The sequence below is a fragment of the Acidovorax sp. 59 genome (genome assembly GCF_002754175.1).
Classification (GTDB): domain Bacteria; phylum Pseudomonadota; class Gammaproteobacteria; order Burkholderiales; family Burkholderiaceae_C; genus Acidovorax; species Acidovorax delafieldii.
This window is the reverse complement of record NZ_PEET01000001.1, coordinates 714,480-740,983: the sequence shown is the minus strand read 5'-3', so window position 1 is coordinate 740,983 and position 26,504 is coordinate 714,480. Positions and strand designations below refer to the sequence as shown.

At 58.0% G+C, this 26,504-nt stretch carries 19 protein-coding genes; 10 read left to right on the top strand and 9 right to left on the bottom strand.

What is annotated here, in order from left to right; translation table 11 throughout:
- Window positions 1–19: 19 nt before the first annotated feature.
- Both CLU87_RS03390 and CLU87_RS23100 read right to left on the bottom strand, forming a co-directional pair.
- Entirely contained in the window at window positions 20–274 is a 255-nt protein-coding gene (locus CLU87_RS03390; protein ID WP_099729516.1) for an AlpA family transcriptional regulator, read from the bottom strand.
- A 922-nt stretch (window positions 275–1,196) separates the two neighbouring features.
- Window positions 1,197–2,444, bottom strand: coding sequence for a hypothetical protein (locus CLU87_RS23100; protein WP_143227237.1), 1,248 nt, complete (start codon window positions 2,442–2,444; stop codon window positions 1,197–1,199).
- Between the two features lie 891 nt (window positions 2,445–3,335).
- On the opposite strand from CLU87_RS23100, the gene CLU87_RS03385 reads away from it, so the two are divergent.
- The 4 genes from CLU87_RS03385 to CLU87_RS03370 all read left to right on the top strand — a co-directional run bounded on the left by CLU87_RS03385 (window position 3,336) and on the right by CLU87_RS03370 (window position 7,185).
- Window positions 3,336–3,665, top strand: a complete 330-nt coding sequence (locus CLU87_RS03385) for a hypothetical protein (protein WP_099729515.1) — start codon at window positions 3,336–3,338, stop codon at window positions 3,663–3,665.
- 206 nt (window positions 3,666–3,871) lie between these two features.
- Window positions 3,872–4,879 (top strand): DUF932 domain-containing protein, encoded by a 1,008-nt coding sequence (locus CLU87_RS03380; protein ID WP_099729514.1) that lies wholly within the window; start codon window positions 3,872–3,874, stop codon window positions 4,877–4,879.
- Window positions 4,880–5,042: 163 nt separating this feature from the next.
- Complete coding sequence (locus tag CLU87_RS03375; protein WP_099729513.1) at window positions 5,043–6,056, top strand: YqaJ viral recombinase family protein; 1,014 nt, start codon at window positions 5,043–5,045, stop codon at window positions 6,054–6,056.
- Between the two features lie 133 nt (window positions 6,057–6,189).
- On the top strand, window positions 6,190–7,185 hold the full coding sequence (locus tag CLU87_RS03370; RefSeq protein ID WP_099729512.1) for a phage capsid protein: 996 nt from the start codon (window positions 6,190–6,192) through the stop codon (window positions 7,183–7,185).
- Window positions 7,186–7,895: 710 nt separating this feature from the next.
- On the opposite strand, the gene CLU87_RS03365 is transcribed toward CLU87_RS03370, so the two are convergent.
- The 3 genes from CLU87_RS03365 to CLU87_RS03355 form a co-directional block, all read right to left on the bottom strand.
- The gene (locus CLU87_RS03365; protein WP_099729511.1) at window positions 7,896–8,852 is read right to left on the bottom strand and encodes an OST-HTH/LOTUS domain-containing protein; all 957 of its coding nucleotides are present in this window, start codon (window positions 8,850–8,852) and stop codon (window positions 7,896–7,898) included.
- Between the two features lie 60 nt (window positions 8,853–8,912).
- Window positions 8,913–9,194 carry an H-NS family nucleoid-associated regulatory protein gene (locus CLU87_RS03360; RefSeq protein ID WP_099729510.1) on the bottom strand — a complete coding sequence of 94 codons (282 nt, stop codon included), beginning with the start codon at window positions 9,192–9,194 and terminating at the stop codon, window positions 8,913–8,915.
- A gap of 102 nt (window positions 9,195–9,296) precedes the next feature.
- The gene (locus CLU87_RS03355) at window positions 9,297–9,509 is read right to left on the bottom strand and encodes a hypothetical protein (protein WP_099729509.1); all 213 of its coding nucleotides are present in this window, start codon (window positions 9,507–9,509) and stop codon (window positions 9,297–9,299) included.
- Between the two features lie 309 nt (window positions 9,510–9,818).
- On the opposite strand from CLU87_RS03355, the gene CLU87_RS03350 reads away from it, so the two are divergent.
- Window positions 9,819–10,703, top strand: a complete 885-nt coding sequence (locus CLU87_RS03350) for a hypothetical protein (RefSeq protein WP_099729508.1) — start codon at window positions 9,819–9,821, stop codon at window positions 10,701–10,703.
- Between the two features lie 32 nt (window positions 10,704–10,735).
- On the opposite strand, the gene CLU87_RS03345 is transcribed toward CLU87_RS03350, so the two are convergent.
- A complete protein-coding gene (locus tag CLU87_RS03345) occupies window positions 10,736–11,041 on the bottom strand; it encodes a helix-turn-helix domain-containing protein (protein ID WP_099729507.1) in 306 nt (101 codons plus the stop codon).
- A gap of 110 nt (window positions 11,042–11,151) precedes the next feature.
- Between CLU87_RS03345 and CLU87_RS03340 the strand changes: the two genes are divergently transcribed.
- The 4 genes from CLU87_RS03340 (at window position 11,152) to CLU87_RS03330 (ending at window position 12,394) form a co-directional block, all read left to right on the top strand.
- Window positions 11,152–11,373, top strand: coding sequence for a hypothetical protein (locus CLU87_RS03340; RefSeq protein WP_099729506.1), 222 nt, complete (start codon window positions 11,152–11,154; stop codon window positions 11,371–11,373).
- A 22-nt stretch (window positions 11,374–11,395) separates the two neighbouring features.
- A complete protein-coding gene (locus CLU87_RS23590; protein WP_255409856.1) occupies window positions 11,396–11,530 on the top strand; it encodes a hypothetical protein in 135 nt (44 codons plus the stop codon).
- Between the two features lie 93 nt (window positions 11,531–11,623).
- Window positions 11,624–11,941, top strand: coding sequence for a hypothetical protein (locus CLU87_RS03335; protein ID WP_099729505.1), 318 nt, complete (start codon window positions 11,624–11,626; stop codon window positions 11,939–11,941).
- A 24-nt stretch (window positions 11,942–11,965) separates the two neighbouring features.
- The gene (locus tag CLU87_RS03330; RefSeq protein WP_099729504.1) at window positions 11,966–12,394 is read left to right on the top strand and encodes a hypothetical protein; all 429 of its coding nucleotides are present in this window, start codon (window positions 11,966–11,968) and stop codon (window positions 12,392–12,394) included.
- A 254-nt stretch (window positions 12,395–12,648) separates the two neighbouring features.
- Here the strand turns inward: CLU87_RS03330 and CLU87_RS03325 are convergent, their stop codons facing one another.
- Window positions 12,649–15,942: a DEAD/DEAH box helicase gene (locus CLU87_RS03325; protein ID WP_099729503.1), complete on the bottom strand. Its 3,294-nt coding sequence runs from the start codon at window positions 15,940–15,942 to the stop codon at window positions 12,649–12,651.
- 425 nt (window positions 15,943–16,367) lie between these two features.
- On the opposite strand from CLU87_RS03325, the gene CLU87_RS03320 reads away from it, so the two are divergent.
- Window positions 16,368–17,984, top strand: a complete 1,617-nt coding sequence (locus CLU87_RS03320; RefSeq protein ID WP_143227236.1) for a 5'-methylthioadenosine/S-adenosylhomocysteine nucleosidase — start codon at window positions 16,368–16,370, stop codon at window positions 17,982–17,984.
- A 214-nt stretch (window positions 17,985–18,198) separates the two neighbouring features.
- Here the strand turns inward: CLU87_RS03320 and CLU87_RS03315 are convergent, their stop codons facing one another.
- A complete protein-coding gene (locus CLU87_RS03315) occupies window positions 18,199–19,305 on the bottom strand; it encodes a DUF4236 domain-containing protein (RefSeq protein ID WP_099729501.1) in 1,107 nt (368 codons plus the stop codon).
- Between the two features lie 182 nt (window positions 19,306–19,487).
- Window positions 19,488–26,129, bottom strand: coding sequence for a DUF3320 domain-containing protein (locus tag CLU87_RS03310; RefSeq protein WP_099729500.1), 6,642 nt, complete (start codon window positions 26,127–26,129; stop codon window positions 19,488–19,490).
- Between the last annotated feature and the right edge of the window lie 375 nt (window positions 26,130–26,504).

The window sequence follows — 26,504 nt, the reverse complement described above, 5'->3', positions numbered from 1 at the left end:
GAGTAGAAAAAGAAGGGCGCTAGCTGTGGGCACCTCCTTTTCTGACCGGCTGTCGCGACAAAGCCACCTGCTTTGCCAGCCAAACCCGGACTTCCTCTTCGATCCAGTAGTTGCCCCTGCCCATTCCCAACTTGATCGGGCGTGGGAAGTCAGGGTCGAAGTACGGGCCTTTTGCGTTGAGCGCGTTGTGAATGGACGCTGGGCACTTGTGCGTCAGTTCCTGGACCGTCTTGCGGTTGATCAGCGTGCCTTCAAAAGCAGGAGAGTGGTTCATGGTGTCTTCCGTGTTGGGAAGACTGAACTTTCCTTTTTTGATTTCTTGGGTTCTATTGCTTTCTCGCACGAAAACAATAGAAGCATTCACTAACTTAAAATTTGAGGCGAAAAAATAGGAAAATTTTTTCCGAGATTCACACTTTCGAAGTCAAGACCTTTGTCAGGCGCAATCTGTGCGCGCAAGAGCCTATTGCTTGATAGTTTGAAATCAGCTGCTTCGGCCAGTCGGTAGAGGATGCAGCGCGGTCGAAGCGCGCTCACAATGGCCCTAAAGGCAGTCAATAGAGGTGCCTGCACTGGGCACTTGATGGGAGTGCATCGATTGCAGTGGTGTGTGAGAAATGCCAGTGAATGACACGGATCGCTAGCCCGAGCGAAGGTCATAGAGCAACCCTTTGTCGCGATGGCTATCGCACTGGAACCAAAAGCGCCGACCGCACCTATGTTTGCGAACGCGCCAATGAGAGGCGCCAGCGAAAAGATTTAGCCGTGTCTCAGGAGAAGACACAGGAGCGCTCTGCGTGTGAGAGCGCCAGGGGCGCAGTTGATGCTCCCATAACCGAACCCTGTCGCCACCTGTCGCGACAGGACATTGGAGCCTTACACAACGAACGGAGAGAAGCGCCTCTCGGAACGCCACTCACCAACTCTTGCTTGGGAACAAGGATCAACGTACCCGGAGAGGACTTTGCTGGAGGAGAAGCCAACAATTGACTGAAGCGGGTGCCGTTTGAGCCCGACTCCGAGTCCGAGTCAGTGATAGCCGAACGCCCAAGAGACACACTCAAAAACGAGGAAGGTTGAGGCAGTGCGCACTGCCTCGTCTACTACCGGAACCACGCCCTGCCCCCATCTAGAACATTGAGCGCGCTTCTTGCGCGAAGTCAGGCTAAATCGACTCGGATCTTTCTGCCCCTCACCTATGGAGTAAAGAATTGCTTACCTGCTTTGGCTGGTTTAGGACCGGTTTTCGTGTCATGAAGCGCAAGTATTTTTTTAATGACCGGCATGTTGTTCGCTGAGATACCAAGATCTATAAAGCTCTTATCAAGCACCGAGGCACTAACAGGGGCGTCTTGACCAATATATTCCGCAGCCACAGAAATAATAATAAGCAGACCTTTACTCACCTGCAAGCCCTCAAGCTCCTTCAATATCTTCGTTCGAGCCAAATGCGTTCCGAGCCTTTTTGTATTTCCCTCGGCAAATACACTTTTTGCAATCAACACATGAAATAATTTGTGTTTGTAATTTGCAGAAAACTCCATTGCAGAGAAGCATCTCTCCTTGAATAAATATTCGTCAAAACGTTCGAAAGTTCTTGGCCCTTTCGGATAACGCACCATAAAACCGCAGTAAACCTTGACCAACTCTCGAAGGCCAGCTCCACGATCCACTGTAAAGTGCGATATCGAAGCAGTTTTCTTTTGATAAAGCAAATTTAGCAGTTCATCGACTAGTTGAATAACCTGCTGCGCCCATGGCTCATCAAATGAAACCGGTTGGTTCGCCTCTTCCTGTTGGAGAGACGTCTTTGTCCAGAAATTGTGGCGATCTCTGGGGAAGCGAGGGTACCGGCCGGTTGAATCGTAACCAGCATACCCCATCCACCTCGCTAGATCGGGACCCGAAACCAGAAGATGTGATTTTTTTATGACATAAAAATCGAGCGAATATTTTTCACGCAGGCGAATGATCGGGCTAATGAAGCAAGCAGTGGCCTCATGGGTAGGATCCCTCCATCGAGCCTCATCCTCAACGCCCGTGAAAGCTGAATGAAACTCAGGAGCAGAAGCAGAGCGCCTGAAATCCCAAAAACGCTGTTGCCATGACACTCCGGATCGCTTTATTGCTCTCAGGACTTCAGATCCGACACGAAATTGAAAAGCGGCGCCGTAATAATTAAAAATGTATCCAGAGAAATTTCCATCTTCGGTCGCCAGAGCGCCAAAATCATCGTGTTTGAACGCATCTAACGCACGCCTTGAGGAATTGAGATAAGTTGCCGCCAGTGGGGCACCAATAGGCACTTCGATGTAGATCCAAATATCGAAGCGGATCGCCTCATCGATGAATTTTGACGGGTCAATGTCAAGAAAACTTGCAGCCTGTTCGACAGTTACTGCCGCCATCTTTTCCGCTGCGTCTACCGAAAAACTGCTTTTCATTTCTATGGTTCTGGCGGTACTCGCCGCGCTCTTGGGAATAAGTAACTGAATTGAGGACCATCAGTTGGTATCGACGCTCTCAATAGGACCCGATGATCTCTCTTGGCATGTTAGCCCCAATACTGTGAGTGGTTCACAGTAGACCGGGCCACTCCACCTGTTCAACAACAACGGTCCCCGCGACCCGTGGAGTTCCCACGCCATCCAAAATCCCCGTCCACATCGACGGCCAAGACTTTCCCAGCATCAACAAAGCCAGTCTCTTTTACCGAGAGATCCTGCACCGCCATCAGCCAGGCCAATCGGTCTCAGACCCCGATCAACACGAGATCAAGCGCCTGATCCACAGCGCACAGCGAACCCCTGAAGTTCCTGCATCCGACACACAGATTCGTGTGATCCAAGGTAAGTACGGCCGCCACTGCTTTGCTATCCACGCAAAGGATCGATCCATGCAGACCATCTCCATCATGCGTTCCGTGCGGCAATGCATCCTCAGCGTGGAGAGGCCTTCATCGAGCGTCCAACCGCAGCCCACCGCGGCTTGAGACCCCTTGGCAATGCGCTTCAATGGCTCTTCGCAACTCCCTTGAGGTGTCTTTTTCCTCCATCCTAAATTTCTTCAGTCACATATCACCCCAGTGACCTGACCGCCGTCTGCCCCTTGGCAGCCGTCCAACGCCCATAAAGCCCGGCACGCTCATCTCGAGCTGCCGGGCTTTATGCCGTCTGGGTCGAAGTTTTCTGCTTTCCTGATTCTCGGCTCAGCCATCTGCCGCCCTCTTAAGCCCCGTGTGTTCACGCACGCGGGGCTTTTGCTTTTGGGGCTGCCGGTTGGTCTGTCTCGGTTCCCAGTTTCTTCACCACATATGTTCTTTCAAGGAGATTTCCATGCTCACCTGTCCCCAATGCCAATCCCCACGATTGGAATCCCGCGACCTCGGCCGCAATGCCGGCTGCGCTGTCGGCGCTATCGCCGGCGCCGCCAGCGGCGCAGCGAGTGCACTGCGCGGCGCCCAACTGGGCGTCACGCTCGGGGCCTTTGCCGGCCCCGCAGGATCCGTCCTGGGCGGTCTCGCCGGTGCAGCCCTCGGTGGCCTGGTGGGCGGCGCCATCGGTTGTGAGGTCGGCAGCAAGATCGGTGAAGCCATCGATCAGAACTGCCTGGACAACTACCGCTGCCTGGAGTGCGATCACACCTTTGGCCCTCCACGCGAATGAGGTGCAAGGGCGGTTTTCGTCCTGCTCCCTTCTCGGTTTAGCTTCTCTTTTCTCTTTCCCTTATCTCACTCCCCTACCCGGCTCTTCGTTCTTGCTGTGTGCTTTTCGGAGTCCGCAGTGGCACAGCCATGGGCGAGTGGGTGGTTGTCATCTTGTCGCTCTTTCGTTTTCTTGTTCTTTCTTCCATTTCTACAAGGAGTTTTTCAATGGCACATCTCGTTCAAACCGTGGCCTATGTCGGTGAGACCCCCTGGCACAACCTGGGTCAACAACTGCCCGCCAAACAACCCATCGATGTCTGGGCCCGTGAAGCGGGCATGGACTGGACCATTCGCGAGACCCCCGTGCGCTACATGGCCACGGAGTCCGTTACTGGTGCAGCGCCCGGTGCCGCCTCTTCCGTCTCGGACCTCTATGGCGAACCCATGGAGTTCCCCGACCAGAAGGTGCTGTACCGCAGCGATACCAAGGCCCCTTTGTCAGTGGTCAGTGCCCGCTACCAGGTGGTGCAGCCCAAGCAGGTGCTGGAGTTCTACCGCGATCTGACGGAAGTCTCTGGTTATGAGCTGGAGACCGCCGGGGTCCTGAAGGCTGGGCGCAAGTTCTGGGCCCTGGCCCGTACAGGTAAGTCCTCGGCGCTCAAGGGCAACGATGTGGTCAATGGCTATCTGCTGCTGGCCACGTCCTGCGATGGGACCTTGGCCACCACGGCCACGCCCACGACCGTGCGGGTGGTCTGCAACAACACGCTCTCGATTGCCCTGTCTGGGACATCGAGTGCGATCAAGGTGCCCCACAGCACCAGCTTTGATGCCCAGGCGGTCAAGAAGCAGTTGGGGATTGCCGTCTCGCAGTGGGACGGTTTCATGTACAGGATGAAGACTTTGTCCGAGCGCAAGGTCAAGAGCCATGAGTCCATGAACTACTTCCTCAAGGTGCTGTGCCAGACGGATGGGCATGCCGATGCGTCGGCAGGTCTCACCAATGAGCGTGCGCTCAAGAAGGTGCAGGCCATGTACGAAGGCCAGGGCCGGGGTGCGGAGTTGGCGGCCGCGAAGGGCACGGCTTGGGGTCTGCTGTGCGCCGTCACCGAGTTCGTGGACCACGAGCGCCGGGCGCGCAGTCAGGAGTACCGCCTGGACAGTGCCTGGTTTGGCCAGGGGGCCACCCTCAAGCAGCGGGCACTGGATCAGGCCTTGCAGTTGGCGTCGTGATGGTGCCTGCCGTTCTGGCGGCACATCCTGGTTTTTGTCTCGCGCCTTATCCATTCACCTCTATCGCCCTTCACGGCATAGACCCCGGCTCCTTCAGTGGACCGGGGTCTTTTCGTTTTGGGGGTGGTGCGGGTGTTCATTTCTTTTCACACAAGGAGTCAGCATGGTTCAACCTGTTGTTTCACCGGTGGGGTCGTCCTCCACCAAACCCCGCCCTGCCCTTCGGCTGGTCAAGACCCAGGACCTGGATCGCGATCAGTGGTTGCAAGTGCGCAAGGGTGGTATTGGCAGTTCAGATGCTGCGGCGGCGGTGGGGCTCAATCCCTACCAGTCGCAGCTGGAGCTGTGGATGGAGAAGACCGGTCGTGCTCCCACCGCTCCACCGGGTGATGGGGGTGCGGACGATCTGAGTCCGATGTATTGGGGTTCTCTTCTGGAGCCCATCGTGGCGGCGCACTACACCCGCCGTACGGGCAACCGGGTGCGGCGCATCAACGCAGTACTGCAGCATCCCGAGCACCCCTGGATGCTGGCCAATATTGACCGGGAGGTCATAGGAGCGCCGGAAGTCCAGTTGCTGGAGTGCAAGACCGCTGGCATTCAGGGCGCCTGGCTCTGGCGGGATGGGGTGCCAGAGTATGTGCAGTTGCAGGTGCAGCATCAGTTGGCCGTGACGGGCAAACAGGCGGCAGATATTGCCTTGCTGCTGGGAGGCCAGGAACTGCAGATCTTCCGCATCGAGCGAGATGAGGAGTTGATCGCTCAGCTCATCACCCTGGAGCGGGAGTTCTGGAGCTATGTGGAGCGGGGCCAGGCGCCGCCGGCCGATGGGTCGGATTCTGCAGACCGGGCTTTGCGGGCGCTGTATCCCCGGGACACCGGCTTCACCCTGAACCTCAAGCATGACCTGGTGATGGGGGCGGTGTTCTCTGACCTGCTGGCGGTGCGGGAGGTGCTGGCGACCAACACGGCGCTGGAAGCCCAGCTCAAGCAGGCGATTCAGCAGCGCATGGGGGATTCCAGTCGGGCTGTGTTTGAGAACGGGGAGGTGAGTTTCAAACGCAGCAGGGACGGGACGCAGCTGGATACAACGCGGCTGGCCAAAGAGCAGCCGGAGATCGTGAAGGCGTACACGGTGCCCAAGCCAGGGAGTCGCAGGTTCCTGGTGCAGACCTGAAGGTGGGCCGGGGACATCGGGGCCCAGGTTCATTCAATTCATTTTCATACACGCATCCCCAGACGGGCTTCATCGGAGACGGTGAGGCCCGTTGTGCTTTGGTGGTGCTTTGGCATTCAACAAGGAGATTCACATGCTCAAAGGTTTGGCTTTGACACCGCCCGTGATCGGGCGCATTGCGATTGGGCGGGTGGTGGAGAAGGCAGGACGCCGTCTTCCCGAGAAGGACGATGAGTTCACCCTGACCAGCCAGGTCCAGAACAAGGAGGGGTGGGTTCCACATCCGGTGGATGCGCAGTTGCGCAATGAGCCGGGGGCGAAGCTGCGCAGCATTCCGGTGCGGCTGCTGTTTGACGATCCGGACCTGAGTCTGCGGGCGAACTACACCATGTTTGACCGGGCCACGGGACGGCCGCTGTGTGTAGGAGACGGGGAAAGCTGCAAGCGGGTGACGCTGTCGGGGATGCAGTCCCTGCCCTGCCCTTCGCCTGCAGTGTGTGCATTGGCCCAGGATGGGAATTGCAAGCCGTATGGGCGGCTGCATGTGCGGGTGGAGGCGGAGGGGAGTACCGAGGTGGGCTCGGCTGGCGATGAACTGGGCAGCTTTGTGTTCCGAACCACGGGGTTCAACAGCATTCGGACACTGTCAGCCCGGCTGCGGTATCTGTTTGCGGTGTCGGGTGGGTTGCTGGCGGGATTGCCTTTGGAGCTTCGGCTGCGGGGCAAGTCCACTACGCTGTCGCACCGTACGCCGATCTACTACGTCGATCTGACGCTGAGAGTGGGAAGCACTCTGTCCCAGGTCGTGGCGTTGGCACGGCAGGAGCGCGAGCAGCAGGCTGCGCTGGGGCTGGACCAGGCGGCGCTGGATGAAGCAGCGCGGCAGGGTTTGGCGCTGGGGGAGTTCGAAGAATCGGAAGAAGAAGGCGTGGAGGTCGTCGAGGAGTTCTACCCGGAGCCTGGCATGGAAGGAGTGCATGCCGGGGATGGAGAAGGCTCTGGATCTCGAAGCACCAGAGCGCCATCCCCTCCTATCTCACTGAGAGGCAAGTTGCATCGCAAGCAGGAAGCATTGGGCGTGCGTGCCAGTGCAACGGGTGATCCGGGGGTTTCCCATGCGGTTGCCTGAAGGGCTGGTTCGGCGCTATGCCGTGGGACTGGTGATGGAGACGGTGCCTTGCTATCGCAGTGGGCCGGATTCAGAACCAGGTTCCAAGGTGCTGCCGGGGATTCTGGTGAGGCATCGAGCGCCGCCCCATCGCACGGGTGCGGTAGTGCTGCAGCAAGCGGTGGCCTTGCTCACTGGCCAGCGGGTGGCAGTACCAGCGGTGACCAGTGCAGCAGGGGTGTTGCGCCATGCGCAGCGACTACTCCCCGGGTTCCACCCTCAGCTCGTCTGGGAGCAGGCATCTTCGGACTTGCTAGCACTGTGCCACGACGCGATTCACCGGGGTGGTCTGGTGCTGCTGATGTGGCAGTCGATCGCCAGGGAGGAACGGGGAGCTCCGCGCCGACCTTCCCCGCCACCTCAATGGATGCTCGTGGTCGGTGTGGAAGGGCCTTGGAGTCCGGCGGGGGATGGGTCAGGCAGTGTGGTGTGCACAACGGCTTCTGGCCTCTTAGTCATGGACACCCTGGTGCATCCTGGATGGGGATTGGGGCACAACCAGTGTCTGGTTCCCGGAGCCTATCCGCACCACGAGGCGGCTGTACGGGTGGCGGAGTGTCGTAGCGTGTGGTCGGCGCGTACGGTGGAGGGGGGACTGGACTGTGGGATGGTGCTTGCAGCGATAGCTATCGTGCCCTCTACACACGGGTAGTCGCTGTCTTCAACGCCCCTCAGCCGGGCTCGACGATCTGATCCGATGGTGGTATCGCCGGGCCGCGTCCTGGGCGCTTGTGCTCCTTGGCCCTGCCACTCGGTGGCCGCTCGGGACGCAAGCGTATCCATGCCTTTCTGGGGGCTGTGTCAGATTCACGGCGGTATTCAAGATCGAACTCCGCGGACTCGTGCAGTACCTGTTGCCAAGTGGTGCAACGGTATTTCTGAGGGGTTAGATCAGGATGCCGAGCGAGCATCTGAGCCTTGACGGTTTCCAGCGGGGCCCAGTTGTCAACGGCAAAGCCTTGGACCTCGGTACGCAACGCTCGAACGATGCCGGTTTGCCACCACTCGAAGCTGCCATCCGGGTTGATGCCATGGATCAACATATCAAGATAAACCTCGGACGCCATGAACGCGGCTGTGGCCTCTCTCGCGGTTTGCATGGTCAACATCCAGGCTCTCAACTCCTGGAAGCGAGCGTCGATGCGCAGGTAGGATTCTTCGAGGTAAGCCATCGCGTCCAAACATCCTTGCTCTTCCCAGATGTTGAAACGGGAGAGAAAGTGATGCACCAGGTCGTTGCGCAGCGTAACGAACTCGTCAATCGATGACTTGGTCTCAGCCAACTGTTCAGGGCGCAAGGTCATTCGAAAGCTGTGAGCGACTGAGATGCGGTCAGTCGGTGTCTTGTCTTCTGGCAGGAGTTCACGCTCGAAGCCCTCAAGGACCACGAAAGATTCGAAGAGTTGCTTGGCCAAGTTTCCAAGCGTCTGGCCAGACAGCTTCTCGGCTCTGTGTGCGGGTTGGTCTGCCAAAGACTCGACGGGCCCTGCGATCTCGTGGTGCGCGAGCAGTGTCTTGAGGGCTTTTTCATACTGCTGGATGCGGACCATGCAGCGTCCTAGCAGCCGCTGAACATCACGTTGGATTTCTGGGCCGAGCTGCTCTGGTGGCAAGGCGTCGTTGGTCATCGGTTTGGTGTTGCCGTCCGGTCTTCTGGTTTCACCTGCCAAAGACCTGACTCAATCGGTTTAGCCGATCACAAAGGGCGTACGGTCCTTGCCCGCAATCCACTGGGGCGGCTTGCCCCGGCCCGTCCACGTGGCGCCGGTCTCGGGATCCCGGTACTTGGCTTCTACCTTCTTCTTGGGTTTGCTCGGCTTCCAGGGGAAGACTTGCTGGGCCGTGAAGCCGAATTCCTGAACGAGTTGCAGAACGGTTTGCAGGGCCTGCTCGGACTCGGCCTTCTTGGCGTTGGCGATTTGTTCGTCGAGGAGTTTTTTCTGGGCGAGGAGTTCGGCGTAGCTGGACATGAGGGTGCGTTGGGGTGTGAGTGCTGGGATGTTGTGATTTGGTCCAAGGAGAACCGTTTTAGGCACAGGGAACACTCTACGCCAAGACGGGGAGCCGGAAGGTCAATGTGCAGGGGCAGAGACCACTGGAGAATGGGTGGGCGTCTGCGCCCCGCCCTGACGCCAGATGTCCAGATTGGCGAACTCGCGGCTGCAGCCTGTGCATTGCAGGGTGTCGGTGTAGCGCATGGCGCCCGTCTCGTCGCGTGCGACCACCCGGTGGTAGCTGGTGGCACCACAGTATCCGCAGCAGTTTCGGGTGGTGGACGGGTTCATCGGGAAGGCGGGATTCAGGTTCTTCAGTCAGGGGGGATCTGTTCTTGGTGGCGGTCTTGGTTTGGGATTCTGGGGATCGTACCAAGGCACCAGCGTTTGCGCGGATGCGCAGGGAGTCAGCTGGTCACGGGCAGGGATGTCACGCTCCATGTGGAGCCACACACACGACAGCGGCTGGGCTGCGGCAAAGATCTCGCAGCCACTTCCTTCATCCCTGCCCGTTCAGCATTTGGTCAACCGATGGTCTTAGGCGGGCGTTCAATTGATGCATTTGCATCACATATCATTAACCGATAGAGAGGGAGCTTTATGCAGTCCAAGTTTGGAAGGATGCGGCTTGCGCGCAGCCTGGTGGTTGTTTCGTTTGCGGTGTTGGGCCTGGCTGGGTTGCTGGGCGGTTGCCAACGCAAAGAGGCCGAGGCGCCGGAGTTGCCGGTACAGACGGTGTCGGGGTTTCTGGAGATCGCTGGGGTGCTGGATCGCCGAGGAGAACAAGGGGCGGTGTTTGAGGTCAGCCCGGAGACGGGGGATCTGGTGGCCTATGTGTTCGATCCGAAGGGTCCTCTGGGACAGCGGCTGTTGTCGCAGTGTGTGCGGGATATGCCGTGTCTGGTGGAGGGGGTACGGGCCAGGCCGCTCGATAGCCAGGCCCCTGCAACGAAGGTCTTGAGCGAACTGGGGTTCAGTGTGTCGCCGTCCGCCTGGTTGGGAATGATCGATGCGGGCCCTGCCCGGGTGGAGTCGGCACTGGAAGCACCAGAGCCCCGGGTCAAGACCCGGTTTGGGGAGGTGGTAGTCCAAGAGAGTGATTTCGCGGTGCTGGTGAATGGACAGACCTTTCTACCGGCCCAGGAAGAGCCTGTGAGCATCGTGCGCAACGCCCCGGTGGGTGCAGAAGATGTGCTGTTGCTGCAAAGCGGATCAGGCACCGCCTGCCCTGCCCTGTTCCAGGTGCTGGTGTTGTCGGCGCAGGGGGTGCAGGTGTCTCCGAAGTTTGGGTCCTGCTCCGACCTCGTGTTTGCTGTGGTCGAGGAGAAGCGGAACCAGACGCCCCGACTGTCTATCCGGATGTTGGGCTTTGCGGGGCCGTTTGAACCTGAGGAAGAGCAGCGCAAGGCGGCTCTGAAGATGGTGGAGTTTGTGTACCAGCAGGGTTCGCTCACGCGGGAGGGGAAGCCGGTGACTTCGCAATGAAGGAAGTGATCCCTTCTCAGTCGACCGCAGGGTCAAACCTTGGTGAGGGTCTTTCGGGCGGCTTTGCGCGCGGGCTTGATCGCCTGCTCTGGGGGTTTGAGCAGGGTCCAGGACTCCACGCCCAAGGCTTGGGCAATGCGTTCGATGTTGGCCAGGGCGATGTTCCAGCGGCAGCGCTCTACGGCAGAGACGTAGGTGCGGTCGAGTTCGCACTCGTGGGCCAGGCGCTCTTGGGACCAGCCTTTTTCTACACGCAGTAGCCGGATCCAGTACGCGAGGACTTCGCGCACGTTGCCCGGGTCGGGCAGATGGGTCGGGGGCGTGGGTTTGGCAGACACCGCGGGAGGATGCGGTTTTGCCTTCTTTGCATCTACGGAGTTTGCATCACTTTTTGCGCACTCCGTGGGGAATTTGAGTGGTTAGTGCTTCAACTTGGGGAGGAATTGCCATGAAGCGGTTTGCTTGGGGTCGTTGGGTGGTGGTGGGGTATTTCTTGATCGGGCTGCTGTATGCGGTCTACGCGAACAACTGGGGGGATGAGCCCTACCGGAGTTTTGCGTACCACCTGGGCCAGGGGTTGGTGTGGCCGGTGGTGGTCTTGCCGGGTCTGGGCAAGTTCATCGGGAGCTTGCTGATCGTTGCCATGGTGGCATTTGTGATGGCCAGTTGAAAACCAGGAAGGAGGAATTGCCATGGCGTTACTGGCTCAGCTGGTTCTGGGTGGGTTGATGGTCTATCTGTTCTTTGCCTCACTGGGCTTCTGGTTCGGTCTGGGAGTGATCGTGCTCTGGCTGCTGATTGGGATGGCCAACAGTGGCAAGCGGTGAGGTGTTTTGAGCAGGTAAGCAAAACGACAAGCGCCCCTGGGAGGCTGGGTGCGCGCTCAATTTTTTTCCCAAGGAGGGGTTATGCGATTGCGAATGACTAGGACTCAGGTGGCGGGTCAGCGAGCGTGGATCAGTGGTTCCAAGGGTGCGATCACGGCACTCACGTTGGGTGCCGCGCTGGCTTTGGCCGGGTGTTCGGGCTCCAAGACCGAACGGATGATGGTCAAGGGCTGTACCGATGGCGGGAGCAGTAAGAAGACCTGTCAGTGCGCGGTGGACAAGATGGGTGAGCGCTACGACCTCAAGAACCTGGATGAGTTTGCGGAGAGCCGGGGCGGGATTCCGCTGCAGACGCTGCAGGCGGATTTTGCGAAGGCTATGGTCGAGTGTGTGCAGAAACATGGGCGCTGAGGAAGCGCGGAAAGGAGGTACGCGATGAAGGCAGAGAGGAATGATGACGTTCAAGGGGGCACGGCAGCAGCGCTTCTAGTCACAGCAAGGCGGGGCATCCGCCCTGACCTATTGTTGGCAGCCGGCCTTTTGTGTGCCGTGCTGGTGCAAGGCGCTTGGGCGCAATCACCGCAGCCGGAGACTTCGGCTTGCGTGCGTCCGCTGAGCAAGGAGGTGAAGAACCGCACGGTGTTTTTGGGCACGCGTGTGTTTGACACGGCTGTACCGCACGAGGACACCAAGCCCAAGATGATCCTGATGAAGGGGTTTACCTTGCGGGTGGTGGGACGGTTTCAGGAGTGGGTGCAGTTGAAGGGGGTCAATGACAAGGAGTTCGGTCCGGACTCGACCCTCGGGTGGGTTCACGAGTCGGAACTGGTGAAGGTGAACATGGAGTTGTGCAGGCTGGGGTGAGGCCTGGAGACTGTGGGGTTGGCCACGAATGTAGAAGGGGACTGGGCTGTGGCCTGGTCCCCTTGTTGTTAGGGTTCATTTTTTTGCTCTGCGAGAAGGCTGCGAGAGTGTAGCTGTGGTTCGTCGATGAGTTATACAGGCACAAAGTACAGGCCATGAGACGGCTTTAGGCTGGTTGCAGCCGTTGCCAGTCGGCGCTCGGAGCGACCGCATTTGCCAATAGCAGCCAGTGACCAAGTCTGCAAATGCGCTTTTCAGGCACTGCACCACAGATGGAAGTCAAGCTGATAGGTTTCCTGGAGAAATCGGTCCGCCACCGAGAGGAGCGTCAGCTGGCTTGGGCTGACCTTGGCCTGTGAGACACCGGGCTGCACCGCAAATACAGAGAGTCGTAGCTCGCAACGCTTGCTCAGATCGCGAAGCTGGATGAGCCGCGTGTCATTTCCGACCTCAAATCGCGTAGGACGCCCGGCGTCCACACGCTGTTCGTTGCGCTTCAACAGATGGCTAAAGAGGTCCTTACGACGGTCGCGGTTATGAAGCCACACGATGCTGCGCTGGGCCTGGCCGCACACCACATACAGGTCATCAATTCGTGCGCCCGCTTCAGAGTGCATCGAGAATTTGCAGTGGTACAACTCCACTTCAATTCGCTTGGGGTTCTTCGGGTCGTCAATGCGAATGGCAACGACATCTGCCGCCTCGCCGGAGCCGTCGTCATCGAACACAACGTCGTAGTTACCATTCTTCCGCAGGATGTCAATGACGCGGTACTGGACTGAGTCCTGCCGCTTCTCGTCGCGCTGCGATTCCTTAGTAATGTCAATGCCCGTCCAGTCGACTGCTACGAGCTTGTCGACGGGGTACAGCTCCAAAGCCTTCACAAGTTCGACGTAGAGATTGCCCTCCAAGGAAGAACCATCGGCAAACCAGATAGTGGGAGGCTTCTCGGTGAAATATTCGCAGAGGTCACGCTCGCCGCCACGACGAATACGAGCGGTGTCTCTTCGTTCGTAAACGAACTTGAAGTCAGTCGCCGACTCGCTGACGCGGAACAATTCGAGCCGTATGCGCACTTCACGCTCATCGGTAAAGACTCTGAACACGATGGGCTTGTCGGCGCTGTTTTCGATCAACTCAATGCCCAGGTCGGTGAGTCGGTTCTCTGCGCCGTACGGCCAAACGACTGTGGTCATCGACTCAACAACGTCAAGGACATCTGATGGCCAGTCAATGCCGATGGCCACGACACTGGGCCGAGCATCGACCTGGCGCGGGATAAGCGTCCCTTTGAGGACCTCTTCCGGGTCAATAGTCTCGTCAACAATCTTCCCGCCGATGTTGCGGCACCAGGCCGTGAACGTGTCAACACGCAGACGCTGTGCAGACCAAACGCGGCCGCGCTTGGCCGCGCCAATAGTGGTGCGCGAGCCATTCTCATACCCGACGCCCGCCAGCACAGCCTTCCGTGCACCTTTCTTTGTGCTTTCTGACAACCGTGAACCAACGTCTGCCCCCATTCGCCCGGTGTACCGAATCTGACGGCCGAAATGCTCGTCGAGTCCAACGTTTGTTAATAGCAACCGATTGATACCGTGGAAGGTGCGGTACACAACGGGGTCAACGACGAGAGTGACGTCATCTCCAGCCAACGCCTTCGCAAGGTCCTTGAATTCGCTGCTGTTACTGGAGCCATGGATAAACAAAAGCTGGCGTTCTCTGTCCCAGTAGGCGATGAAGAGCTCCCAGGAGTAATCCTGAACAATCGAGACCGCGGTCCACGGCACCACATGTCGGTTTGCAGTGATAACGACGAGCGTGTTTTCCTTCTCATTGAGAGAGGAATGCACCTGTTCATACTTGGTCGCTCCACGGATACCCTTCCGAAACCTCTTCGGAGTCCAGTTCGCACAGGCAGTTTGAAAGACCACGGTGCTCGCGGACGGGTTCAATTCCTTCATTGGGATGCCGCCAAGGTTGCCCACGAATCCTGCCATGAAGTCCTGCGCGCCCACTTCATCTGCGATGGCCGCTTCGCTAAGCTCCGGCAAAAGCTCATTCCAATCGGGGTCTTGCGAGTAGAGCTTTTCCAATTCTTCGGTGAGGTCGACGCTTGCGGTGTTCGCAATGAAAACAGGGTCGCCCAGGTCGCTCCGCGCTCGGGTGAATCGACCTGCCAATTGCAGCGTTACCGCCAAGCTCTTCCTAAGGTCGTGGAACGCGGCAATCTTCAGTTCCGGCATGTCGAAGCCTTCTCCCAGCATGTCCACGCATACGACGATGCGGGACCCGCCAGAGCGCAGCTTTGCATGGGCCGTCTTGCGCTCTGTCGTAGAAATCTCTGTGTGAAGGACTACGGGGTTGAAGCGGCCGAGCTCCTGGTAAATCGCAGCAACTTGGTTTGCTCGGTCAGTCGATGAGACTCGGGCCATGGCCACATGTTTTCCTGTGGCGTCCGTGTCCAGCTCCTTCAACACCTGCTGAGCGATTGCCCGGTCTGCCTTCTTGAACCCGAACTCAGAGACTGGACTGAAGCGAATGCGCCTGAAGTAGCCCTCTGCCTGGGCCTTTCGCAATGGATAAACGTAGATGATTTTTCCGTCGATGCGTCGGTGGTCCTCTCGGAAAGGAGTGGCAGTGAACTGCAGAACGCGCTTGTCAGCGTAGTGCTCCTTGAAATCTTTCCAAGTCGGTGCCTCTGCGTGGTGCGCCTCGTCGATGAACAAGTGGCTGCACAGCGATGCAATGCGCTTCTTAACCTCCTGCGTGAATCTGCTCGCGAGTTGGCTGGTAGTGACGACCACATTGCAGGTGGTAAAGAAGGCGTCGACTTCGCCAATGTCACGGGGCGCGGAGGTCATGATGCCGACTACCGGGCGCTGAACCGCCGCATCGAGAATGGCGCTCTCTTCCAGTTTCAGTATTCCAAGCGTGACAAACTTTTGTGCGACCTGGCTTCGAAGTGTGTCCGTCGGCACGAGAACGAGAATGCGCTGGCATTGGCTGGAGACTGTGGTTGCGAGCATTGTCTCGGTCTTGCCCGTCCCCGTCGGCATCACGATGGTCGCTACGCCATCGCTTACCGACCAATGCGCATGGATGGCATGCAACGCCCCAACCTGGGGACGACGAAGCGCGATTGCACCGTTTGCGGCGCTGTCCTCATCGACGTAGTGGAACGCTCCCCGCCAGGACTCGCGAGCACGTTGCGCCCGACCGGCAACGTCCAAACCGGCCGTTGCGCTCAAGAGCGGGTGCTGGTCCCATAGGGCCTCTTGCGCGTCAATCTCCGGCAGCACCTCGGCGGGGAGGCTGGACTTCACCAAGACCGAGACATCTGTCGGCATCGCGAAGCCGTCAGGCACCTTCTTGAAAAGGAGAATATCTGGCCCGCCAGCGTCTGGCGTAAACCGAAGCCAGGTCGCTTTGTCCGTTATGAACCTTACGAACCGACCAGACAGTACTTGCTTTTCCAATAGCACTTGGCGCACTACCCCGTGCCGGTACTTTTCGTTGACACCAAATACAGGCGGAACTATGAGTTTCAACGTTGCCTCCCTTATGTGCTTATCACCGTTTCACGCGGCGGCTTGCTTCCTTCATTGCCAGTGGGCAAAGATGCTAGCGCATGAGGCTCCGTTGACATTGTTGCAAGCGGCTCCCATGGTCACACCTATTGCCGCTTTGCAGTTCCAAATCGCCAGGCCTTCCGTCAACGCCCGCTTGCTATGCGAACTAATATGTCTACCACCACCGTTGCAAGGGTTCCTCGCTGGCCCTATCTTGAAATTAAAAAAAATGAAGTTCACGCAAGCTTTCAGCTTAATCGACTGGTTGAGCCGACTCGGTCAGTACCGATAGAACCCGAGAGATTCCATTTGGTTATAACCCTTTGCAGCCAGATACTGCTCGCGGGATGCAGTGCTGAAGTTGCTCGTGCACCACCGGCCCCACGACTTTGAGGATGTGTCAGATGCCGACTGCTTCCCACAATGGCGTTGCAGCAAAAAGCACTTACACGGCACTGCAGCTAGAACACGGATGGCAAAGTGATGAGCGCCGTCACCGAGAGAATTTTCGAACCAAGGGAGCAACAATGCAGAAGTTGAGCAAGAACTGGTTGGCCTTGCATGAGAACCACGTGCTCGTCGTCACAACCAATTCTCACGAGCGGAGAGCGATTCTCGGAATGCTCAAAATTCATCAGAAGCTGACGACCGGCTCGCCGAATTTTCGCGCATTTCTCGGCCACTCAGATGACAGTCTCGTCGTCGTGTTAGACGGCGATGGTGGGTACGCCAGTGCCGATGCCGCAACCCGATTTGCTTCGCGGTACCTGATGGAAGCGAACTACCCGAAGCCAGCCCTGGTCGTAATCGGCGGGGTCTGTTGGGGCAATCCAAACCTCGTCCAGATTGGGGATGTCATTGTCAGTGGCGACATCCAATCTGCGAATCGATCGACTGCAAGGGAAGATGGCAGCGTCGCTAAGTTCTATCCCTTCAAATCATTGCTCGACATGGAGGCGCTGATCTCCGCCGTTGAGCCGAAGCCGAAATGCGGTCAACTCGTCTCACTCGAAGTTCGCTTGAGTGACGAGAAGGCACGAGACGCATTACTGTCGCAATGCCCGACGGTTTTGGGTGGCGAGATGGAAGGCTTCGCACTCGTGCCGGACTGCAAGAACGTTCCTTGGCTGATCGTCAAGGCGGTGTCCGATTTCGCGACGGTTATGGAGGGGCGCGATGAGCAGAGAGGCGCTGCAGGTAGCGCCGCTACTGTCATAAAGGCGTTGCTCACAGCATTTCATTCAAGCAGGCTGCCCGACTTACCGGAGAAGACTAAGACCGCCGCAACCAACTTGATCCACTCCTTGAATGACAAGCGCATTGAGATTAGCCTGGACCACTTCGACCCAAATGAACCTAAATACACGGCGGCACTGGAGGCTTCATTTTCAGCTCGTTTTTTGGCGTCGACCACGCTGCGTACCAACGCCGTTGCTGTTGACGCGAGGCTTGCCGATGACCTAACTTCCCTTCTTTTAGAAGTGGCCTCCAACGCGTTTCGGCATGGTCGAGCCCGGAACGTCTGGATTGAATTCGGGCTTAGCGGCGTCTCGTATGGCGACGACGCGAATAATTTCGACCTATCCGTGCTGAGCGACAACGGAAGAGGAGGCCATTTCTCTTACAAGCAATTTCTGGTCCGCCATGTTGATTCTGGCCACGTCGAGATCAAGTCTTCGACGACAGGAAAGGGTAACAGCATCCGAGTTCATGTGCCTCATGAGATCCCCGACCTGCGCAACATTGTCAACCAGTGCAGCGCTCATTTCAACCATGTCGCATGGTCGCAAGGGCGACCGGCATTGAGTTGGCCGGGCACCTGTAGAACCGTATTCGTGGATCTCGATTCGATGGTGATGATGTCGGTCGTCTTTGACCTGTGCGATGAGATCACTACGCCGATTCACTCAGGCCTAGAATTCGTTCTTCTTTGCTCCGACACCGACAGGCTCCACGCAATCAGGACAAGATATCCGGACGCGGTCACGTCAGGGCAGATCCGCTTCGTTCCGGCCCCTTGACCTGTTGATTGAGGTTAAGTCTTCCTCGCGCAATGCACTGCGGAGGTTCCTCGGTAATAGCTGAGCCCAAGAACGTCCCAAGCCATGTCTGCTTTCAAGTGCGCAGCGGTCATTGAAGAGGAGCAATGTAAGGTCCGCTATCGCTGCAATACTGTCTTTGACCGAGGCGAATAACGAAGGTGCCGTCCAGCAAGTTGGAGGCTTACGCGCCACCTCAATGTAAACGCGCGAGCTGTTGAATTGCCTGTGCGAAATCGTTGAACGCGCCATCGCGGGACCCCATCAGCCGAACGTCGAGGCCATGGCCCGAAGAAAGATGCAGTCTGTTGTAGCGGCAGACAGGGAGCTGTCGGTTGTTTTTGAATCGCCGGTCAGGTCCGCCCTTCTTGTTGACGTACTGCCATGTGTGATCAACGACGGTCGCATCGCGAGGTACTGACTCATGCTCAATGAACTGCGATGGGAAGCTCTCTATATTCAGATTTGCATAGCTGACGGCACCGACCGACTTCCCCTGGAAGGCAAGCACGCGGTCCGGATAGAAAGCCAATGTCGTTCGGCCACTTGACAAGACGGGCACGTCCACATTGGCCAAGACACCCGGCGCTTGACCTACCACACTCGAAGATTTACCGAACTTCAACCCGTGCGCCGCACCGCCTGTGTACTTTGAGTCTGCGTATGTAGAAGTTTCTAGGACGGAGCGGAGCTTTTGAATGGAGCCCGTCCGCTCTGCTGCTTCGACGACGGCAGCGAACGCCTGTGTCGTCCTGTCGTCTGGCTCAAAGAAAAGAACCGTCAATCGCTTCATATGATCCCGATGGCGTACCCATGCAGTTAGCGCAACGCCGAGCAAAAAAAGAGCCCAAGCTATCCAAGACGGCCAGCCTTGCACAAACTGCCGACCCCAGAGAAAGAGAAGGAGAAGCCCTACACCAACGAATGGCCAGAGTTGCACTTTCTTCGCCTGCTCGTTCATGGCATCAAGCAGTTCGTCACCGTTGGAATCGGCCAAGGTTAGAACGCTTTGCACATCGTGTTCCACTGAATGAACGATGTTCGCGTCCGGCGTAGCTGGTGGCGACACGTGAGGCATGGGAGTGCGCACTTGGTCGGTCGCAGCTAACGCTGCAAATGACTTGCGATTTCCGCCCAAGCTGGTTCTATATCTAAAGCCGCCAACACCGGCACTGATGTACGCCCCACGGGGGCCTGTGCCAACGCGCAAGCCCTTGATGCCCGCCGAAACCCCTATGCCCGAACCAGAAAAGTTGAAGCGCACCCCGCCAAATCGCACGCTTCGCGAAAAACTCAATCCCATGTCATCCCTCTCTTTGATGATTCGCAGCGAAAAGATAGGCCAGTGGCTACGTCCTTCACTTGTTCACGCCAATCGCTAAATATATTTCTCTGTCGCGCGTAGCCACCAGCGCAATGACGCCTGTTTTTACACAACACCCTCTCGGTCAACACAGAGTTGAAGTGTCCTGAAGCACCTTCAACCTACTTGAGTTCGCGTCCCATCAGGAGTGCGTTTTCAATTCGAATGCGGCTTGCCTCGCGGAGCCTCTGCATGCCCAACTCGCGAGCCATCGCAACCACAGATTCTTGTTCGGAGATCCCTCGGTGCAACACCCAGCGGGCAAGCGACAAAAGCTCAGCCGTACAGATTTCTTCGACGCTCCGTGCGCTGTCGTCGTCCGCTGAACGACGGAAAGGTATTTCTTCGCACGGCTCAACTTCACGAGGCCAGTAGAAGGTTCCACCAGTTTCCTCTGTGGTTTTAAAAAGCCGTTGCGCGACCTTCTCGATCCGTTCTTGAATTCGACTACCCGTGCGTTGAAAACCATGAGCCCGCGCGATGCGTCGGGCCAGAACCGTATCTAACACAGGTCCCTCGCGCGTCACTATCCACTCGACCATCTGCTGTAACACCACGTCATAGCTGGGCTCGTAGAACATGTCAGCAGAGATGGTTTCCGCGGGTACCGCGTCGCTGGGTTGCGATACCTGAAAACGGTGATCTTTTTGGTCGTCAGGAGTCTTATTTTCCGCAATTGGTGAAGGCGAAGCCGCGCGTGCATAGACCACCTCTGTCTTTTCGGCGGGCAGTCGAAGGCCCGATGCGGCGCGTGCAATAGCTGCTTCGGCCTCGTTGATCACGTCAAGGGTAGGCGTGACATCTGTACCACTCGGCTCGGTGGCAGCCTCGTCAGGTCGCTCGATAACTTCATTGGCCCGCTGTCCCCGGTCTTTCTCAAGCAGTTCCGTTAGCGCTGCGTGAACACGCTCCAGGGTACCGCCCGGATTAACCCACCAGTCAGTAGACCAGATGCGCACGATTTCCCAGCCAAGTCCGCGTAGTACCTGTTCGCGCAACTTGTCCCGGTCGCGTGCGGTAGCGGAGCGGTGGTAGGTTGCCCCGTCACATTCCACCCCCGCTAGATAGCGGCCCGGAAAGTCCGGGTGCACCACGCCCAGGTCCACGCGGAACGACGAAGCACCAATCTGGGTGTGCACCTGCCAACCTTTGCGTCCCAGCGCAGTGGCCACACCGGCTTCGAAAGGACTTTCAAAATCACCCTGACTGCCGTGGTGCGCTTCTGCCAAAGCGCGAGGCCCGAGTTCTGCAAACTCAAGGAAGTGTTTCAGATCGCGGACGCCGTTCGCCTTGGTACGAGACAGGTCCATCTGGTCTCCACGGAGGCTAGAAAACACCCGCAATTCGTGCCGAGCGCGCGTCACTGCCACATTCAGGCGCCGCTCACCGCCGTCGCGGTTCAGCGGGCCGAAGTTCATGGACACGGTACCGGCCATATCCGGCCCGTAGGTGATCGAGAAATACATGATGTCGCGCTCATCACCTTGCACACTCTCCAAGTTCTTCACGAACACAGGTTCCAGTTCCATTTCGGAAAAGTAGGGCTCCAAGCCGGGGTCTTTTCGGCGCTCATCGTCTAGCAAATCTTCGATCAGTCCCTGCTGTTCGGAGTTGAATGTCACCACGCCAATGGTCATACCGGACTCCCGGAAGCCCGGTTGCTTGAGTCTGCCCACCAGATCGGCAACCAGTGCCTGGGCCTCTGGTTGATTGATGCGGGCACCGCCTTTTTCATAGCGCCCCTTCACCAGGTGAAAGCTGACTGCGCGGTCGTCGGTGACGGGCGATGGAAAAGTGACAAGGCCACCCTCGTAATAACGGTGGTTGCTGAAGGCGATCAGGCTTTCGTGGCGCGATCGGTAGTGCCAAGACAGATTGCGCGTGGGCAGGCTGGCCCCCAGGCACTCGTCGAGGATGCTCTCCAGATCGCCTTCCACGACCTCGTCGTCACCGTCGGTGCCTTCACTGCGGCCGAAGAAGTTGGTGGGAGGAAGTTGCTTCGGATCACCCACCATCACCACCTGCTTGCCCCGAGCCATGGCGCCGATGGCGTCCCACACCGGAATTTGCGAGGCCTCGTCGAACACCACCAGGTCGAAGTTGCTGGCTTCGGCCGAGAGGTACTGAGCAATCGACAACGGGCTCATCAACAAACACGGGGTCAGCCGCAGAACGACCGATGGGATCTCTTGGAGCAGTTGGCGCAGCGGTTTGTGCTGCTTCTTCTTTGTGATCTCGTGGCGCAGGATGCCCCACTCGCTGTTACGTTGGATGCTATCGGTTGCCGGCAGATTGGCGCACAGCTTGGCCCGAATCCATTCGCGGGACACCTGGGTGAACTCTTCATCCAGGGCGCGGAACTCCTGAATGCGAAGTTCGTGCTCCGCGGAGACAAATCGCTTGAGAACCTCGTCCTCGTCCACCGCTTCCGCGAGCCACCAGCGGGCATAGTTCACGTCAAACGCGGCGGGCACCTGCGCTGGGGTCACATCACCTGCCTCGATAGCGCCCACCAGTGCCGGGAGTCCTGCATTGCGTGCATCGACCTGAGCATGGCGCCAGGCGCACCATGCGTGCAGGCCCTGATGATGAGACTCCAATTGCCCTGCCATCTCAACCAGCACAACGGGCTCAAGGTCTGCGAACGCGTGATGGACGGTGTCTGGCTGCGCTGCGTTGCTGCAAAACTGTTCTGTCGCACTGTTGAGGTCTGCCAGCTTCGCCATAACCCCATGACAGGCTCGCCCAATTGTGCCGGAGTCACCCAGTTCAGAGCGGCGCATTGCCAGCACCTGGTGCAAGCTGCGACGCGCTGCGGCTGCGACAGAAGGATCCAGCCCAAGGCCAGACAAGCCAGCTTTCACCGAGGCATGGAACTTCAGCGCTCGCTCGATCCCGTCGCTGTCAGTATCTAATGCATTCCAGACCCCTGGGCATTCGGTAGCGAGACCAGTCATGGAAAGCAGCCGTGCTTCCACTGCACCACGTCTCTGCAACCACTCATGCTGTTGTTGTAGGGCGGTGCCGCATCGCCCTTCGGTCACATCCTGGTGGGGTGCCTGCAAGGTGCCTCTCTGAACCAAGGCCAATCGCTCGCGTTCAAATGCGATTGCTAAACGAAGAACTGCGGCATCGGTGCTGTGCCCTTGCCAAAGTCCATGGCTGCTTTCCGAGAGCGATGCACACTCGTTCAAGCGATGGTCCAGGTCCAACAAGGTCTTCAGGCGTTGAACCTCGCGTGTCCAACGCTCCCCGCAGTACCCCTCTGATGCTGCATCCAGACCCTCCAGCGCAAATGGCTTTCGTATGCGTGCGGCATGCAGAGCCGTGTTGGCTTTTAAGGCACTGCGGGCGTGATCAACCCGGGTCTTGATACCGGCCCACAGGCCTTCGGCAGCAGCACCCGGGTTCAGTTGCTGGACCTCTTCGCGCAGGCTCTTGATTCGCACGAGTGCAGACAGATCATCGGCAACACGTGGTTCACCGGTGCCGTCGATGACGCCCTCAAGCATGCTGCGCACTTTTCGCTTGCCCAGCCAAGACATCGGCCAGAGCGCTTTTTCGGCCTTGGCCCAATCGCGCTGCAGCTGCGACACATTAAGCTGTCCCACGCCTGATCCGTACTTCACGGAAAGACCTGCGCGCAGTTGACTCGCTTCCTCGATCAACTGCACCCCGCGTTCGATCTCATCGCTGACGGCAGGTGGCCAGGGCGCTCCAAGTTCCGCGTGCAGGTTTCGGTGCTTGTCGAGCAAGTCGAGCGCATTAGACAGGGGATTTTGCAGCTCGACCGGCCACGGAGCGGACATCTTCGACGAGATCTCCCGGTGTTGGCCAAGCAGATCATTTCCGGTTTTCAAGGCGTCACAGATGGTCTCACTGTCCGGCAGTGCGCAGAAACTCCAGTCTTGAGAAGATCCCTGAGGCAAGGCTTTGGCAAGTACACCGAGCGCTGACCGAGTTTGACGGTGCAGCGCTGGCCATTCCATGCCGAGTAGTTGTCCCAGGGCTAGCACTGCAGCCTGGAAGCCACGGCTGGTGGTTTGCAGCGTCTGTGCAGACCTGACCATTTCCTGTTGCCACTTGGCGGACCATTCCGTGACGTGTACAGACACCAGGGGGCCGGTCAGCAACTGATCAGGGTTCACAGCCGCAGCGTTGGCCTGCAACCTACCGGCGAGATTTCGCAGTTCGGTCAGTGCAGCCTCGTCATGCGCACGTGGAGAGGCCCAGCTGAATCGCAGGTCAGGCAACGCATCGCCTCCAACGACACACCCGATGGCTTTAAAGATCGTCCAACCGTTGCTGTGGCGGTGGTGAAGGCGCTCAACGTAGGTGGACAGTTGCTCGCGCACTTGACCCAGTTGCCGGGCCTTGGCTTCCCAGGTGGCTGCGTCTACTTCACCTTTGGACTCCCAGGACTTCTGGAGCTGGCTCAACACGTCGAGCTTGCGACTCTTGTTTGAATGCAATTCGAGGCAAAACTCCCCCAGCCCCACTTCGCGCAGACGGCGGAAGACGACATCCAGCGCAGCGATCTTTTCTGCCACGAAAAGTACGCGCTTGTTTTCAGCCAGACATTGGGCGATCAGGTTGGCGATGGTCTGGCTCTTGCCGGTTCCTGGTGGACCGATCAAAACAAAGTCCTTGCCTCTGGCAGCAGCCATCACGGCAGACAGCTGGGACGAGTCTGCGGGGAGTGGGCTGAACACCTGCTGCGGTGGGTAGTCAATGTCCAGCCTCCGGGTCTCGGGGAAGGGCGTTGTAGATGGGTAGGGTTCGCGCGGCGAGTCAATCAAGTGCGCCACCACTGGCGACTTGCGCAAGTCTTCGGTGCGATCTGACAAGTCCTTCCACATCAGGTACTTGGCAAAGGAGAACATCGACAACACAACGTCTTCGCTGACCTCCCAGCCCCGGATGTCTTTGATGGCGTTGCGAACTCGCTTCCAGATGCCAGCGATGTCCAGACCAGACTCATCACGTGGCAGGTCGCCAGCGGCAATACCCAGCTCCAATTGGAAGTCCTGCCGAAGCATCTCGACCAATGTTGGATTGAACAGCGCTTCATCCTCATGTTCTTGTAAAGTGAATCCCGACCGGGCGCTTTTTCGGTTCAGAGTGACGGGTAGCAGGATCAAGGGCGCTTTAACCCGAAAGTCCGTCTTGTCAGGGCGGGTCCAGACTAGGAAACCGAGCGCGATGAACAGTGTGTTGGAACCACCTTCTTGCATCGCATTGCGGGCGCCTCTATACAAATCAACTAGGCGTCCCTCCAGTTCTTGATCTTCCAGCCGAATGAATACCTCACGGCGCTTCAGGGCGTCCTTTGCATGCGCTTTGCGAAGGTCTTCAAGGCTTCTGGCCTCGTGTAGCTGTTGGCTGCGAGGGTCCTGCCCTTGCATGAGTGCTGGGCTGGGCAGCAGCTTGATCGTTTGCCCGCCTGCTAGGGTGTCTTCCAGTTCTGGTGCTGCCACGTCCAGCAGCAAAGCCTTCTTCCCCTGCTTGAAGTTCAGCAGTGTGTTTCGTAGGGACAGATCAAGCAGTTTGCGTTGCCACCGGGCCAGTCGGTCTCTGGGATCGAGTTCAGATGTCGGCGTATCTGTGATGGCGTCGTCGGGTAGATCCGGGGCATCCTCAATACCGATCGCTACCTCTGATTCCGCCTCAACCGGTACCGCCTCTGTGATAGCGTGCGCCTGAGCCAGCGGTTTAATCCGCGACATGCGCGCACGCTTCACGTCGATGACCAGTTCAAACTTGTCTTCTTCCTCCTCCGACAACTGACGGTTTGCGTGGGCGATGGCCTGGCTGAAACTCACAGCTTGTCCCTGAGCCGCGAGGGTTGTTTCGAAGACCAACATTTCCTGCAGCTTCAAGCGCTTTCTCACAGCTGTGATGTCATCGACCACAGAGGTAGAAAACTCTTCGTCCCGCAGCCACACGCCGACAAATGCGTGACCATGTGTGAATATCAGCAAGGGGTTGAGGTGCGCCTGCTCCAGACATGCTGCGAACATCAGCGCAAGATCTAGGCAGGTGGCTAAGCCGCCATCGAGCACCTGCGAAGGGCTGCGAACCTTCTGCCCAGTGTGCTCAAAACTGGCGGGCGGCAGCGCGTAGTTGAGCTTGCGCTGCAGCACTGCAGCCCAGATACCCGACGCCAGCTCCCATGCCCGTTTCGAGCCATGGGTGTAGCCATCGATCGACCCTGACTTTCCTCCCGTCTGCAATGCCAAGGCGGCACCTTTGAGCAACCGGTCGATAGCCTGGTCGTTCGGCTGCACGAATGCCGCCACCATCTCTGGCAAGTGACCAATGCCGCCCCATTGATTTCGCGCCAGAAGTTCTACAGCGGACTCGTGCCTCGCAAGAACTTCATCTGATTGCTTGCGACTGCGCAATTCGAAGCGCAGAGAAGCTGTTTCAGCTTCCGTCAAGAGCGAAAGGAGAGCGCCGTCCAGCTGAACGTCGAGATCACGCAGGTGATAACTCTCGCCTGCGCCGACCGATTCCACGTTCCAGACGCGAGGCTTTACGAAGGGCGGCTCGGAAATCAATTGAACGGTCAACTCGCTGATCAGCGACGAGGTCTCATTGACGATCACCAATTCGTGCAACGCAGGTACTGCGTTCTGGAAGGCTGCGAGGTTTAGTTTTTTCGCAGCACTGACTTGCAAGCGAACTGTGGGCGGTAGCGCCTCTGCAACTACAGAGTTTTCAGGCGTACCAGCCTCTGTCAATGGACCTGACTCCCTTGTCATGCACGTTCTCCTTTTCGCCCTATTGTGGAGCGCGGGTAACGTTGTAACAAATATTAATTGACTACTTACTTGTCGAATAACAGGTTGGTGGAGATATACGGACTTCAGCTCTTCGCTATCGCCGCAAATGGCGTTGACGTCGGCGGGAATTTATCTGTCAGGGTCGACCGACTATGCCGCTGCTGAGCCGGCGGCGCGGGAGTCCTGCTGGAGGCGGGTAGCGGCGGTTCGTGTCTAGCATCTCACGTGGCTGCTTTCCGAACCAAAGCGGATGTACGGTCGGCTCCGAAGCAGCCGTTCAACGCACCTTCCACGATGCCGTTAAGCGCATCGGCCCGGGCTAACGGCAGCGCACGGCCTAACGCGACGCCTGTG

What these genes read in the sequence shown, in the direction of transcription:
- CLU87_RS03330 (WP_099729504.1), top strand. Translation starts at nt 11,966, where the DNA reads ATGAAGGCAGAGAGGAATGATGACGTTCAAGGGGGCACGGCAGCAGCG.
- CLU87_RS03335 (WP_099729505.1), top strand. Translation starts at nt 11,624, where the DNA reads ATGACTAGGACTCAGGTGGCGGGTCAGCGAGCGTGGATCAGTGGTTCC.
- CLU87_RS03340 (WP_099729506.1), top strand. Translation starts at nt 11,152, where the DNA reads ATGAAGCGGTTTGCTTGGGGTCGTTGGGTGGTGGTGGGGTATTTCTTG.
- CLU87_RS03310 (WP_099729500.1), bottom strand. Translation starts at nt 26,129, where the DNA reads ATGACAAGGGAGTCAGGTCCATTGACAGAGGCTGGTACGCCTGAAAAC.
- CLU87_RS23100 (WP_143227237.1), bottom strand. Translation starts at nt 2,444, where the DNA reads ATGAAAAGCAGTTTTTCGGTAGACGCAGCGGAAAAGATGGCGGCAGTA.
- CLU87_RS03380 (WP_099729514.1), top strand. Translation starts at nt 3,872, where the DNA reads ATGGCACATCTCGTTCAAACCGTGGCCTATGTCGGTGAGACCCCCTGG.
- CLU87_RS03320 (WP_143227236.1), top strand. Translation starts at nt 16,368, where the DNA reads ATGCCGACTGCTTCCCACAATGGCGTTGCAGCAAAAAGCACTTACACG.
- CLU87_RS23590 (WP_255409856.1), top strand. Translation starts at nt 11,396, where the DNA reads ATGGCGTTACTGGCTCAGCTGGTTCTGGGTGGGTTGATGGTCTATCTG.
- CLU87_RS03370 (WP_099729512.1), top strand. Translation starts at nt 6,190, where the DNA reads ATGCTCAAAGGTTTGGCTTTGACACCGCCCGTGATCGGGCGCATTGCG.
- CLU87_RS03360 (WP_099729510.1), bottom strand. Translation starts at nt 9,194, where the DNA reads ATGTCCAGCTACGCCGAACTCCTCGCCCAGAAAAAACTCCTCGACGAA.
- CLU87_RS03390 (WP_099729516.1), bottom strand. Translation starts at nt 274, where the DNA reads ATGAACCACTCTCCTGCTTTTGAAGGCACGCTGATCAACCGCAAGACG.
- CLU87_RS03350 (WP_099729508.1), top strand. Translation starts at nt 9,819, where the DNA reads ATGCAGTCCAAGTTTGGAAGGATGCGGCTTGCGCGCAGCCTGGTGGTT.
- CLU87_RS03385 (WP_099729515.1), top strand. Translation starts at nt 3,336, where the DNA reads ATGCTCACCTGTCCCCAATGCCAATCCCCACGATTGGAATCCCGCGAC.
- CLU87_RS03315 (WP_099729501.1), bottom strand. Translation starts at nt 19,305, where the DNA reads ATGGGATTGAGTTTTTCGCGAAGCGTGCGATTTGGCGGGGTGCGCTTC.
- CLU87_RS03355 (WP_099729509.1), bottom strand. Translation starts at nt 9,509, where the DNA reads ATGAACCCGTCCACCACCCGAAACTGCTGCGGATACTGTGGTGCCACC.
- CLU87_RS03375 (WP_099729513.1), top strand. Translation starts at nt 5,043, where the DNA reads ATGGTTCAACCTGTTGTTTCACCGGTGGGGTCGTCCTCCACCAAACCC.
- CLU87_RS03365 (WP_099729511.1), bottom strand. Translation starts at nt 8,852, where the DNA reads ATGACCAACGACGCCTTGCCACCAGAGCAGCTCGGCCCAGAAATCCAA.